The sequence below is a fragment of the Streptomyces sp. NPDC008317 genome, assembly GCF_042955955.1.
Classification (GTDB): domain Bacteria; phylum Actinomycetota; class Actinomycetes; order Streptomycetales; family Streptomycetaceae; genus Actinacidiphila.
In genome coordinates this window covers 995610-1008525 of record NZ_JBIBFQ010000002.1, presented here as the reverse complement: position 1 = coordinate 1008525, position 12916 = coordinate 995610, and the positions used below count along the sequence as shown (strand labels likewise).

Here is a 12916-nt window from a genome sequence, read left to right as displayed (position 1 = left end):
CCGAAGAACCCCCCGACGCGCCCTCCGAAGTGCCCCCGCCCTCACGCGAGTTGTCGTCCGGCATCTCAGTCCTCCCCCTGCCGCCGCAGCGCCGCCGCCGGATCGCCGCGGCGCACCGCGGTGGCGAGGACGACGACCAGCGGCGCGATCAGGACGACGCCCAGCAGTTCGGCCAGCGGCCCCGCGGGCATCTCGACCAGCAGATCGGGGACGGGCCGGGCGGCCTGCGAAGTGAGCACCACCAGCGGGATGATCAGCCGGGTCAGCAGCGCGCCCAGCACCACGCCCACGACGAGCGAGATCAGCACGAGCGTCCCTTGTTCCGCGGCGATCATCCGGGCCAACTGGCGGCGCGGGGTGCCCAGGGCGCGCAGCACCGCGAATTCGCCGTTGCGCTCCCTGATCGCGCCGACCGCGCTGACCGCGAAGCCGACCGCGGCCAGTACGGCCGCGGCGATCACCGCTGCGGGCAGCGCCGACTGCGGTCCCGCGCCCAGCGGATCGGCCCGCAGATCCGCCGCGGTCTCGTCCCGTACGAGCACCACGTCGACGTCGGTTCGGGCGCGCAACGCGGCGGCGACCCGCGCGGTCGTGCCGGGCCCGGTGGCCAGCCACCACTCGGTGGGCTCCATGGAACGCGCGTCCTGCGACTCCAACAGCCGGTTGACGGACCGGAGATCGAGCAGCAGGGCGCCCGCGTCCAGGTCCTCCCGGCTCTGCGTGTCCTGCGTACCGTCCGCGGCGGCGGCGCTCCGGTCCGCCGTGCCGGGGATCGCGCGGACGGCGGCCGTGACGCGGGCGACGATGTCCACACCGTTGAGCTGGAGCCGCACGGTGCCGCCGACCTTCGCGCCGACCGCCTTGAGGTACGAGTCGGTGGCGACGGCCGGGAGTTCGGGCGGCACGAGCGATTCGACGCGCGTGCGTACGGTGGCGGTCGGCGGCGCCTGCCAGCTGTCCGGGACCACCTCCGTGGAACCGGTGGCGTACTCCAGGCCGAACAGCGCGGGGCCGCCCAGCACGGGCGGTTCGGCGGACGGCGGCACCGCACCGGGATCGCCCGCCAGGCTCGGGTCGTCGAAGTCCGCCCGCGCGTCCCACGAAGCGGCGCCCCGCGCCGTACCGGTACCCGCCGCGCTCAGCGCCTCGCCGCCGCCGTCCGGCCCGACGACCCGCGCGGAGGAGATCGTCAGTCGGTGCGTCTCTTTCACGCCCGGCAGCGAGAAGACGGTGTCGATCCGGGTCAGCCGCAGCGGTCCCGCAGGCCCGCCGCCCGCCGTGCCCGCCGCAGAGGCCAGGTCCAGGGTGAGCCGGTGCGGGGCGCCGTCCGGCGGCAGGTCGCCCAGCTCGAACTCGTACACCACACCCGTGGCGTCCGTCAGCGCGGCGGTCAGGTGGTCGGGGCCGTTGGCGGACGCGATCGGGCGGCCGTGCCGGTCCACCGCCCGCAGTGACGCGGTGAACTCCACCCGGCGCGCGTCACCGGGGACGGCGAACCCGCCCGAATCCCCAGCAACCCCGCCCGAATCCCCTGCGCTCCCGGCGGCCCCGCCCGAATCCCCAGCAGCCCGGCCCGAATCCCCTGCGCTCCCGGCGGCCCGGCCCGAATCCCCGCCACTCCCCGCGGCCCCGCCCTTCTCTCCCGCCCTCAGCGGCGCGAGCAGCTCCGCGACCGGCCGCCCCGCCGTGAGGTCGGAGCGGAACCGCATCGCCCTGCCCGCCTGCTCGGTGTCGATGGCCAGGACCGTCGCGTGCCGCTGCTGGGTCAGCAGCACCTCGTCGCGGGCCGCGGGGGCCACCGCGGTGATGCCCGGCACCTTCGCGTAGATCCCGGCCTGCCCGAACGGCGGGGTCGTCATCCCGGTGACCCTGATGTCGGAGCCGACGGTGAAGTCCGCCTGGTCGCGCTGCGAACGGTCCCAGCTCGCGCCCTGCCCGATCGCGAACATCCCCATCGCCACGGCCAGTACCAGCAGCAGCACCGCGCTCGCCCCGCGCCGCGGACGGCGGGCGAACTGCCAGCCCGCCAGGGCCGGCGCGAGCCCGCGACCGCGCGCCGCCCGCCGCTCACCGAGCCCGGCCGCCAGCGGCAGCAGCCGCAGCACCAGCACTGTGCCCGCCAGCAGGCACAGCGCGGGCGCGGCCACCAGGACCGGGTCCACGCCGAGACCGCCCGCGCCGTCGGCGCTCAGCACGCCGCCGCCGGACGCCCGGCGCTGCAACTGCCAGTACGCGACCCCGGCGACCACCAGCAGCCCGACGTCCGCCCCGGCCTGGAGGGCGCCCGGCAGCGCGCCCCGCCGGGACCGCGCCGCGCGCTCGGCCGTGAAGGAGCCGCCGCCGCGCACAGCGGGCACGATCACCGCGAAGGCGCAGGCCAGCGCCGCGCACACCGCCACGAGCCAGGCCGCGCCGCCACTGCCGCCGCCGAGCGTGACGCCGGTACGGGCCAGCGCGCCGGTCCCCGCCAGGAGTCGCGTGACGGGACCGGCGAGCAGCGGCGCGATCAGCGCGGCGGGCACCGCCAGCAGCAGCGCCTCCCCGGCCGCCAGCCGGGCCACCCGCGAGCGGGAGCCGCCGCGGGCCCGCAGCAGCGCGGTCTCCCCGGCCCGCTCCTCGGCCAGCAGTTGCGCGACCAGCAGCAGCGCGAAGCCCGCCAGGATGACGAGCTGGAGCGCGCCGATCAGCAGCGTCGAACGGGTCACCAGCAGGCTGCGGCGCAGCCCGTCGAGCAGCGTCGGCAGCTCGCTCGACACCTGCGCGGAGCCGGTCGGCTTCGCGTCATGGAGGTCGGCGACGGCCGCTTTCGCGCTGCGCTCCAGCGCGTCCATCCGGCCCACGCCCACGCCGCCGAAGTCCGCCGTGCCCTGCCAGGACATCTCGGCGGGCGCCACCCGCCCCGAGCCGAAGGTGCCGCCGTCCACGAGCATCGGCCCGTACGTGGTGAACGACAGCGTGTGGATGCCGCGTCCGCGCAGCGGGTCCAGATGCCAGTACGGCGCGGCGGGGTCGGCGGGGCGGTAGAGGCCGGTCACGCGGATGCGCAGCGGCGGCCCGCCGAGCCGGTCGGTGAGCGTGATGACGCTGCCGGTGCGCACGGTGAGCGCCTGGGCCGCGACCACCGGCATGGCGACCCGCACCTCGGCGGAGCCCTTGGCCGCGGGCGTCGGCCAGGCGCCCTCGGTGATCGTGACGCGCGAGCGGTCGAAGGTGGCCAGCAGCGTCAGATCCGGGTCCCCGCCCGTCGGCGACCCGGCGGGGCGCAGCGCGAACGGCAGCCCGTACGGGCCCGACCTGGTGCTCGACCTGACCGTGGCCGGGAGCCCGTCGAAGGCGTCGGGCACGATGCGCCGTACGGCCGAATCCAGCCCGTCCCGCGTCGGCCCGGTGACCGATGCCTGCACCTCGACCGTCGACCGGTCCGCGGCCTGGTGCTGGAGGGTGCGGCGCAGCGCCGCGTCGCCGATCGCGCCGGTGAAGGCGGTGAAGGTGGCCAGCACGGAGGTGGTGAGGACCACCGTGAGCAGCGCGGCGGCGAGCAGCAACCGGTGCGCGCGGACGCGCAGCAGCACGAAACCGGTCACCGGCGAGCCCCCGTCCTGTCGCTGACCGGATGGTCTCAAAGGGGGAGGGCGTGGTGAACGGTGCCGGAGATTGTCGGAATACGATCGTGACCGACCGTTGAGCGGACGATTCGCCTCCGCTCAGGGCCGTTTTCAGCCGGGGGTGTTGACCATCGACGCGGCGGCGTACGTCAGGTAGTCCCACAACTGCTGCTCGTGCGCGGGTTCAAGGCCCAACTCGTCGACCGCCGCCCGCATATGGCGCAGCCACGCGTCGTGCGCCGCCTTGTTCACCTCGAAGGGAGCGTGCCGCATCCGCAGCCGCGGGTGGCCGCGCTCGTCGCTGTACGTGCGGGGACCGCCCCAGTACTGCATGAGGAAGAGCCGCAGCCGGTCCTCCGCCGGGCCGAGATCCTCCTCGGGGTACATCGCCCGCAGTTCGGGATCGCCCGCCACCCCCTGATAGAAGACGTGCACCAGACGGCGGAAGGTTTCCTCGCCGCCGACCAGCTCGTAGAACGTCTGCTGCTGCACCGTGCCGCGCGGGATCTCATTCACACCCCCATGGTCGCAGAAGGACCGGCCGAGTACCGGAGTCGTAGGACCGGGCCCGCGGGCGCACGATGGAGGCATGGCCGACACAGACGCGGAAGCGGGCACGGAGGGTACGGACACGGGCGCGGACGGTACGACCTCGGATACGGATACAGGCGCGGATACAGCTACGGATACGGGTACGGGCGCGGCCGGGCGGTACCGGGCCGCGGCCTCCGCGCTGCGCACCCGCATGGTCCGCCGCATCGTCGCGGGCGGCGGCCTCACCGACCCGGCCTGGCGGGCCGCCTTCGCCGAGGTGCCGCGCCACCTGTTCGTACCCGACTACCAGCGCTCGGCGCACGGCGGCGGGCAGGACCGGCTCACCGCCGCCGACCCCGACCCGCGCCACCGGCTGCGCTGGCTCGCGGGCAGCTACGCCGACCGGCCGATCGCCACCGACGTGGTGGACGGCGAACTGCTCTCCTCCAGCAGCCAGCCCTCGCTGATGGCCCTGATGTGCGAAGCGCTCGACGTGGCGGACGGCCACCGCGTCCTGGAGATCGGCGCCGGAACCGGCTACAACGCGGCGCTGCTGGCCCACCGGCTCGGCCCCGACGCCGTCACCACCATCGACCTGGACGAGCGGATCACCGCCGCCGCCCGCGCGCACCTGGCCGCGTACGGCACACCCGCCGCCCGCTCCGTCACCGTCGTCACCGGCGACGGCGCGCTCGGCCACCCGCCCGGCGCCCCGTACGACCGGGTGATCGCGACCTGCGAACTGCCCGCGATCCCGGCGGCCTGGCTCGCCCAGTGCCGGCCGGGCGCCCGGATCCTCGCGCCCCTCGGGACCGGGCTGATCGCGCTCACCGTGCGGAGCGCCACCGAGGCCGAAGGGCACTTCCTGGCCACCCCGGCCTTCTTCGTCCCGCTGCGCGGCCCCTCCACGACGGCCCCTGCGCCCGCCGCCGACGACGCGGCGCAGGCGGTACGGGCCACCCGCACACCGCCGCGGATCATCGGCAACGACCTCTTCCGCTTCCTGCTCACCCTCGTCGCGGGCCCGCTGGACCTCACCTGGTCGCCCGGGACCGGCACCGCCCGGCTGCTGGCCGCCGACGGCTCCACCGCCCGCGTCACCGCCGACGGCACGACCCGCGTCAGCGGCCCCCGCGACCTGTGGGCGCTCGCCGAGTCCGCGCACACCGTCTTCCGCGACCTCGGCCACCCGGCCAGGTCCCGCTTCGGCCTCACCGTCGACGGCCCCCGCCAGTGGACCTGGCTGGACGACCCGGCGGGCCCGTACCGCTGGCCGCTGTGAGCCGCGGCGGCCGGAAAAGCCCCCCGCCGCTCTGAGCCGCGGCGGCCGGAGAAGCCCCCCGCCGCTGTGAGCCGCGGCGGCCGGAAAAGCCCTCAGCCGGACAACGGCTCCCAGACCGCCGCGTCGTGCGCGAACAGAATCCGCCGCGGGTCGTACGCCAGCAGCCGCTCCACCCACGGGTCGGGCTCGGGCAGCGGCGCTCCCGCACCGCCGGCGGCGGCCAGGACCGCGCCCTGCGCGGCGGCGAAGTCGGACGCCGAGGTGTGCGTCTGACCGGCCAGGATCACCGTCCCGTCCGGCCTGCGGATCACCAGCGACTGGTGACCGACCGTGTGACCAGGCGTCGGCAGAATCCACAGCCCCGGACGGATCTCCACTTCACCGGTCAGCTCCTCGTAGCGGGCGCCGGGGAAGCCGACCAGATGCTCGGGCGTGTGGCCGCCGCCGCGCGCCACCGCCAGCTCGGCGTCCTGCACCAGCACCGGAGTGCCGGGGAAGAGCGGATTGCCGCCGATGTGGTCGAAGTGCAGATGGCAGTTGACCACCAGCGCGATGTCCGCGGTCGTCACCCCCGCCGCGGCGAGCGCGTCGGGCAGCGGACGGCGGTACGGGCGGTAGTGCGCGTCCGTCTCGGGGTCCGCGGTGCCGATCCCGGTGTCGAAGAGCAGGAGTTCGCCGTCGTGCTCGACCAGATAGCCGAGCGCGGGCTCCACCCGCGGCTTCCCGTCGGCGGTCTCGGAGCCCGGCCGGACGAACCGGCCCAGGTCGAGGCGGCGCAGGGCCGCCCCCGTACCGGACACGCGCGTCACGCCCGGCGGAGTGTGATCGTCGTCCACGCCCCCACGTGGACCCGGTCGCCTTCGAAGAGCGGGATCGGGGTGTACGGGCGGATCGCGTCCTCGCCCAGGTTGACCGTGGTGCCGTTGGTGGAGTCCTGGTCGACCACCGCCCAGGAGCCGTCCGGCTGCTGGACCAGCACCGCGTGCTGGTGGGAGACGCCCGGGTCCTCGGGGGAGCGGGACAGGTCGATGTCGGGGGCCTCACCGGTGCTCTGGCGGCGCCGTCCGATGGTGATCTGGTTGCCGATCAGGGGCAGTTGGATCTCCGGCGAGAACGCGGGGAAGTACAGGCCCTCCGCGTCCGGGCCGCTGCGGGCCATCATCGCGGTGAAGTACTCCCGGTCCGCGCCGATCACCGCGACCCACGCCGTACCGGCGGACGCCGCGGGCGGCTCGTGGCCGGACCCGGGGGAGACCGAGGGCCCGGACTGCTCACCGGACAGATACGGGTTCTGGAACGGAGGCGCCGCCGGCGAGGACGGCGCGTGCTCGGGGCCGCCGCCCTCGATCGGGCGGCGCGTGGCGGACGCGGGCGGAGCCGCCGACGCCTCGGTGGGCGTCGGCCGCGCGGCGGGCGGCTGCTCGGCGGAGACCTCCGGCTCCGCCACCGGAGCCGGACCCGTCCCCACCGCCTTCACCTGCGAGGACGGCGGGTCCAGCAGGAAGTCCCCGGAACCCGACGTCACCGACTGCGACGGCAGCGGCTCCGCCGGCCGGTTCACCTGCGAGGGGCGGGACCGCTGCGAGCCGTAGTCCGGATACGGCGGGAAACCGGACGCCGTCGGCGGCGGAACGGGCGGGGCGGGCGGCGCGACGAAGGTGGTGGAGGTGTGCGTCTGGAAGTTGAAACGGCACTCCTCGCAGAACAGCGCCATCCCCTCCCGCGGCGTCCCGCACTGCGGGCACACCTCCGGCGCCGCCGGCCCGTCCGGCTCGTAGCCGCGCGACGACGCCCCCGGCGAGGTCGACACCGGCGAACTGGACGCCGACGCGGACGCGGACGCCGACGAGGACGGCGGCCGGGTCCCGTACGAGGACGACGGCACGGCGATCCGCATCCCGCAGACCTCGCACCAGTCGTCGGTCCCGGACTGATGGCCGTTCGGACAAGTCGGCATGGTGCTGGCTCCCCCTCCGCCCGCCGGGGGCGGGGTCACAATCCGTGCGAGCTGCTGACGGTTACGTCCTCACACGTTACGTCGTCACATGTCGCGACCGCACGGGTCACTTCTTCACACGCACGGTCTTCGTCGACCGGGTCTCCAGGGTCATCTCGTCCGCGTCGGCGACCCTGGCCTTCAGCCGCACCGTACCGCTCGCCGCGTCGACCACGTCCACGACCTTCGACAGCAGCTTCGCGGTGTCCTCGTTGCCCGACGCGCTCGCGAGCTGCACCGCGCGGCCCAGCTTCGCCGTCGCGCCGTCCATGTCACCGGACTTGCGGGCCTCCAGACCCTGCTGGATGACCTGCGCCAGCTCCGCCTGCCCGGTGTAGTGGGCGACCTGCGGGTTGATCCGGGTGGAGGCGGCCATGTCGTCCGTCCACACCGCGCGGACCAGGCCCTGCGACAGCACCTCGACGGTGCCGTCCGGCTGCGGCAGCACCAGCGACAGCCGCGCCGCCAGCATCTCCTGGCCGACTCCGGCCACCGGCACCCGCACGCACACGTGGTAGTCGCGGGACTCGTCGCCCCACGACCCGGTCGGGTAGTCGCCCGCGCGCGGACCGGCCTCGGTGCGCCGCGCGCTCAGGTCCTCCACGGTCGGCGCGACCTGCTTCACGAACGCGATCTCGGAGCCCTGCGGGGTCCACAGCCGCAGGCTGACGTCCGCGACCTCCTTGCCCATCGCGTTCTCCATCATCGCCTGGAAGTCCGCGGCGAGTCCGGCCGGATCGGCGACGATGTCGACCGAGCCGAGCATCGCCGAGGCGATCCCGGTCAGCTCCTTGACCTCCCAGTCGGTGCCGACACCGCGCGCGTCACAGGTGAAACGGCCCGTGCACGCGTCGAGGGTGGCCTGAAGGTCCTCCGGCTTCTCGTGCTCGTTGCGGCCGTCGGTGAGCAGGATGCCGTGCCGTATGGCCACGTCGGTGCTGGCCAGCAGCCGGTCGGCCAGCCGCAGCCAGGTGCCGATCGCGGTGCCGCCGCCCGCCGTCAGCTTGCGCAGCGCCTGCTTGGCCTGCGCGCGGGTGGTCGGATCGGCCACCGCCAGCGTGCCGTTGGCCGGGTAGACCTCGCGCGCCTGGTGGGTGCCGCCGACCACCGCGAAGGCGACGCCGTCGCGGATGGTGTCGATCGCGACGGCCGTGGCGTCACGGGCGTTGCGCATCTTCGTCGGCGGATACTCCATCGAGCCCGAGCAGTCGACCATGATGACCACGCCCGCGCTGGGCGCCGCGCCCCCGGCGGCGGACGCCGGACCCGGCAGCGGCTGCCCGCCCGAGGTGCCGCCGCCGGTCGACGTCACGGTGACGATGGCGTTGACCTCGCGGCCGCCCTCGGGAAGGAACTCGTTCTGATAGATGTCGACCGAGAACTGCGGCACGTTCGACTTCGAGAATTTGGCCATCGGTACTGCGCTCCTTAAAGCCCGTTCACAGCCCCGCCCAGGCCCTCCGTGACCTGGGCGGGTGGGAATCCTGCCCGCGACACGGCGGCCGGGAACGGCAGCACCGCGACCGTTACGTTGTCGTGGCCGCCGCCGTCCAGCGCCACCCCGACCAGCGTCCGCGCGCTGTGCAGCGGGCGGGTCCTGGCGTCCGGCGGTACGACCTCGGCCATCTCGGCGGCCGACTCCGCGTAGTTCCACAGCCCGTCGGTGCACACCACGATGACACCGGGGCTCTCCGGCTGGAAGGCCGCCACATGCGGGTCGACCTCGACGGCGTCCGCGCCGAGCCAGCCGGTGATCGCGTGCGCCCGGTCGTCCGCGTACGCCTCCGCCTCGGTCATCAGACCGGCGGAGACCATCCTGGCCGCCCACGAGTCGTCCTCGGTGAGCCGGGCCGACGGGCGGTCGCGGTCGTCGGGGATCCAGTACGCGCGGCTGTCGCCGATCCAGCCGACGGTGAAGACCGGGCCGGTGACGACGGCGCTGACGCAGGTGCAGGCCGGTGCGTTGTGGTGCGGGACGCCGTCCTGGGCCTCCTCCTCGGCGAGCGCGCTCACCGCGTCGAAGGCCGCCATCAGCGCGCCGCGCATGGCCTCCTCGGCGGGGGCGCCGCGCTCCAGCGAGGCCAGCAGCGACTCGTTGCCCGCCACCGACGCGGCGGCCGACGCGTCGTCCGGGCGGTACGCGGTGGACACGCCGTCGCAGACCACCGCGGCGACCGCCGGGGTGCCGTCCGGCAGCGAGGTCGTGGACAGGGCGAAGGCGTCCTCGTTGCGGTGGTGCCGCAGCCCGCGGTCGCTCACCGCGGCCACGCCCTCCAACTCCTGCTCCTGGTGGTCCCGTTTGCGCGGCTGGGCGTGCCCGCAGTGCTCGCAGTACCCGTCCGCGTCGACCCCGCCGAGGCCGCACGCCACGCACACCGTGCCGTTCTCCTCCGCCGGTTCCTCCTCGCGCGGATCCGACACCTTCGCACCGGCCAGCGGCACCCCGAGCGCGAGCGTGTCGCCGCCGCCGCCCGGCTGCGCCGCGGCCTGCGGGGGAGCGAGCAGGAACGCGTCGGTCGCGGGGCCTTCGCCTTCGGCTCCGCCGCCGGGTTGCCCGGTGCCGCCCTGCCCGCCGCCGAGCTGACCCTCCTGGCCGCCGCCTGCGGCCTGCGGGCGCGCGCCGCCGTGCGGGTCGCCGTCCGTGCCCGCGAGGCCGGCGGACGAGGGCGCGGCTCCCGCCGGACCGCCCGCGGTCCCGGGCGCTTCCGCGCCGGAAGGCGAGGCGGCGGACCCCGCCGTTGACGGGTCCGCGCCGGAGGCGCTGAGGCTGAGGTCCGCGCCGCAGTGTTCGCAGAAGCGGTCCTCCGCGTCCAGCGGCTCCGCACAGGAGGGGCACAGCGTCGTCGTGGAAGGCGGCGACTCGGGCATTGGCGGCATCTCGTTTACACCCACGTCCGGGGGCGGAAGCGGTTGGCGCGTTCCACCAGTTCGATCCTCGTACTGCCCTGCTGGGCGAGCCTGGCCAGCACCCGGTACGAGCGCTCCAGGCCGAACCGCAGGTCCCGCTCGTTCAGGGCGGAGCCCAGAACGGCCTTGTGCGGTCCGGCTGTTGACGGTACGCCCGGAGCGCCCGCCGGGAGGTCCCCGACACGGCCCGCCAGCACCCAGTCCAGCGCGCTGCCCAGCACCTCGGTGGCGAGCTGCTCGCGCCGGTCGGAGTCCAGGCCCTGCCGTTGCAGCTCCTCGACCTGGAGCCCGGCCGCCTGGAGGTCGGCCAGCAGCGGCTCCTGCGGCGATCTGTCCCGCAGCCGGGCCCTGATCGCCGCCACCCGCGCGGCGGTGAAGTGGATCGACGACTCGGGCACCGACTCCAGGACGCGTACCGCGCCCTGCCGGTCGCCGGAGGCCAGCAGCACCCGGCCGAGACCGAAGGCCGCGCTCACATAGCTCTGGTCGGTCGTCCACACCAGCCGGTAGTACTCGGCCGCGTTGTCCAACTGCCCCAGCACCTCGGCGCAGATGCCCAGCGCCAGCTTCGGCGCGGGCTCACCGGGGAACGCGTCGTAGACCGCGTCGAAGCTCAGCGCCGCCGTCTCGTGGTCGCCCGTGCACAGCGCCGCCAGGCCGCGGTGCCACACCACCCGCCAGTCGATGGCGTCGTCCTCGGCGTCGGCGAGCGTCGCCATCACCTGCTGGGCGCCGTCGAGGTCGGCCATCTCCAGCCGCGCCCGCAGCTCCCGCAGCCGCTTCTCCACCGAGTCCTGCGGCGCGGAGTGCAGCGCCGCCACCAGCTCGGCCGGGGCCGCGGCCGAAAGCCCGGCCAGGAAACCCGCGTTGGGGTCGGCGGGGTCGACATGCGGTACGGGCAGCGCCAGTACCGCCGCGCCCGCGTTCAGCCGCGACACGGTGGGGCTGGTGGCGGGCGGCGGGCCCCAGTTGGGCAGCGGGGCGCCGATCACGGTCGGGCTGTACGCGCCGGGGCCGGGCCCCGCGGGCAGCCCCGCGGGCTGGGCCGGGATGCTTCCGGCGGGCAGCGCGGGCGCCGACCCGTTGCCGCCGACCCGGTCGCGGCGCCGCGACGCCTTCTCCAGCGCGCGGTCGGCGCCGAGCGTCGAGGTGTCACCGGTCACCGGCCGTACCAACTCGGTGTCCACCACGCGCAGTTCGGGGCCGAAAAGGGTGGACAGCGCGGGCCGCGGGCGGCCGGTCTCCAGGGCGACGACCTCGCGCAGCACGCCCAGGAGCTGGTCGGACATCTCCTCGGCGGAGGAGAACCGCTTGTCCGGGTCCGGGTCGGTCGCGCGGACCAGCAGCCGGTAGAAGGACTCGTAGCGGGAGAAGACCTCGATGTTGCCCGGGTCGGGCAGGCTGTCCACGAAGACGTTCGTGTAGCCCTGGAAGTCGAAGGTCAGCACCGCGAGCGTCCGCGCCACCGTGTACAGGTCGGAGGCGACCGAGGGGCCGACCTCGGCGACCTCGGGCGCCTGGTAGCCGACCGTGCCGTATATCGCCGACTCGGTGTCGTCCATCCGCCGCACGGCGCCCATGTCGATGAGTTCGAGCCGGTCCTCGGTCTGGATGGCGTTGTCGACCTTGAAGTCGCAGTAGAGCAGATTGCGGCTGTGCAGGTGCCCCAGCGCGTCCAGCGCCTCGATGGCGTACGCGATGGCCTGCGCGACCGGCAGCGGCTCGCGCCTGCCGTCCGGCGTACGCCGCTCGTTGGCGATCTCCTTCATCGACTTGCCGCCGACGTACGCCATCACGATGTACCCGTCGAGGGTGCCGGTGCGCTGGTCGAGGTGCTCGACGAAGTTGTAGATCCGGACGATGTTGGGGTGCTCGATCTCGGCGAGGAAGCGCCGCTCGGAGACGGCCGCGGCCAGCGCGTCCTCGTCCCCGGTGTCGAGCAGGCCCTTGAGCACCACCCAGCGGTCGGACACCGCCCGGTCCACCGCCAGGTAGATCCAGCCGAGACCGCCGTGCGCCAGGCAGCCCACCACGTCGTACTGGCCGTGCACGATGTCGCCGGGCCGCAGCTTGGGCGAGAACGAGTACGGGTGGCCGCACTTGCTGCAGTAGCCCTCGGTACGGCCGGGGCGGTCGCCGCGGCTGCGGCCGACGGGCGCGCCGCAGTCGCCCTTGCTGCAAAAGCGCTTGCGCTCGGGCACCTCGGGGTTCTCCAGCACCGCGGCGGCCGGGTCCGGCCGCGGCACCGTCGGCACCGACACCAGGCCCGCGCCGAGCTTGCCGCGGGTGGAGCCGCTGCTGGAACTGCGGCTGCTGCGCACCGACACCGAACGGCCGGTGGCGGTGCCGCTCAGCGACCGCGACAGCCGCCCGGAGACCGAACGGCGCGAGGCGCGGGAGGAGGACTTGGAGGACCGCGAGGAGGAGTGCGACGAGGTCTGCGAGGACACCGAACGGCCGGAGCGGCCCGAGTCCGCGCCGCGCGCGCCGGGCACCGAGCCCGCCGCGCCCACCGGGCCCGCGCCGCCCTGCGCGGCCACCGGCAGCGGCGCGAGGCCGCAGGTGTCGCAGTACAGCTCGCCGCCTCCCATG

8 protein-coding genes are annotated in these 12916 nt (G+C 75.0%); 1 reads left to right on the top strand and 7 read right to left on the bottom strand.

All coding sequences use genetic code 11. The annotated features are described in order from the left end of the window. Positions 1-65 precede the first annotated feature (65 nt). Positions 66-3584, bottom strand: a complete 3519-nt coding sequence (locus tag ACFY9V_RS09390) for an FtsX-like permease family protein (RefSeq protein ID WP_391160415.1) — start codon at positions 3582-3584, stop codon at positions 66-68. Between the two features lie 132 nt (positions 3585-3716). Next, positions 3717-4121 carry a globin gene (locus ACFY9V_RS09385; protein ID WP_355337149.1) on the bottom strand — a complete coding sequence of 135 codons (405 nt, stop codon included), beginning with the start codon at positions 4119-4121 and terminating at the stop codon, positions 3717-3719. Positions 4122-4194: 73 nt separating this feature from the next. On the opposite strand from ACFY9V_RS09385, the gene ACFY9V_RS09380 reads away from it, so the two are divergent. Further along, on the top strand, positions 4195-5421 hold the full coding sequence (locus ACFY9V_RS09380) for a methyltransferase domain-containing protein (protein ID WP_391160412.1): 1227 nt from the start codon (positions 4195-4197) through the stop codon (positions 5419-5421). A 92-nt stretch (positions 5422-5513) separates the two neighbouring features. On the opposite strand, the gene ACFY9V_RS09375 is transcribed toward ACFY9V_RS09380, so the two are convergent. The 5 genes from ACFY9V_RS09375 to ACFY9V_RS09355 form a co-directional block, all read right to left on the bottom strand. Further along, complete coding sequence (locus tag ACFY9V_RS09375) at positions 5514-6230, bottom strand: MBL fold metallo-hydrolase (RefSeq protein ID WP_391046769.1); 717 nt, start codon at positions 6228-6230, stop codon at positions 5514-5516. Further along, complete coding sequence (locus ACFY9V_RS09370; RefSeq protein ID WP_355337153.1) at positions 6227-7378, bottom strand: FHA domain-containing protein; 1152 nt, start codon at positions 7376-7378, stop codon at positions 6227-6229. Before ACFY9V_RS09370 ends, ACFY9V_RS09375 begins: the two co-directional genes overlap by 4 nt. 106 nt (positions 7379-7484) lie before the next feature. Next, the gene (locus tag ACFY9V_RS09365) at positions 7485-8831 is read right to left on the bottom strand and encodes a VWA domain-containing protein (protein ID WP_355337155.1); all 1347 of its coding nucleotides are present in this window, start codon (positions 8829-8831) and stop codon (positions 7485-7487) included. Between the two features lie 14 nt (positions 8832-8845). Further along, on the bottom strand, positions 8846-10285 hold the full coding sequence (locus ACFY9V_RS09360) for a protein phosphatase 2C domain-containing protein (RefSeq protein ID WP_391160410.1): 1440 nt from the start codon (positions 10283-10285) through the stop codon (positions 8846-8848). A gap of 14 nt (positions 10286-10299) precedes the next feature. After that, positions 10300-12915, bottom strand: a complete 2616-nt coding sequence (locus tag ACFY9V_RS09355; RefSeq protein ID WP_391160407.1) for a tetratricopeptide repeat protein — start codon at positions 12913-12915, stop codon at positions 10300-10302. Between the last annotated feature and the right edge of the window lies 1 nt (position 12916).

Excerpts from the sequence above, each read along its gene's own strand:
- ACFY9V_RS09360 (WP_391160410.1), bottom strand. The coding sequence starts at position 10,285 with ATGCCCGAGTCGCCGCCTTCCACGACGACGCTGTGCCCCTCCTGTGCG.
- ACFY9V_RS09365 (WP_355337155.1), bottom strand. The coding sequence starts at position 8,831 with ATGGCCAAATTCTCGAAGTCGAACGTGCCGCAGTTCTCGGTCGACATC.
- ACFY9V_RS09355 (WP_391160407.1), bottom strand. The coding sequence starts at position 12,915 with ATGGGAGGCGGCGAGCTGTACTGCGACACCTGCGGCCTCGCGCCGCTG.
- ACFY9V_RS09370 (WP_355337153.1), bottom strand. The coding sequence starts at position 7,378 with ATGCCGACTTGTCCGAACGGCCATCAGTCCGGGACCGACGACTGGTGC.
- ACFY9V_RS09380 (WP_391160412.1), top strand. The coding sequence starts at position 4,195 with ATGGCCGACACAGACGCGGAAGCGGGCACGGAGGGTACGGACACGGGC.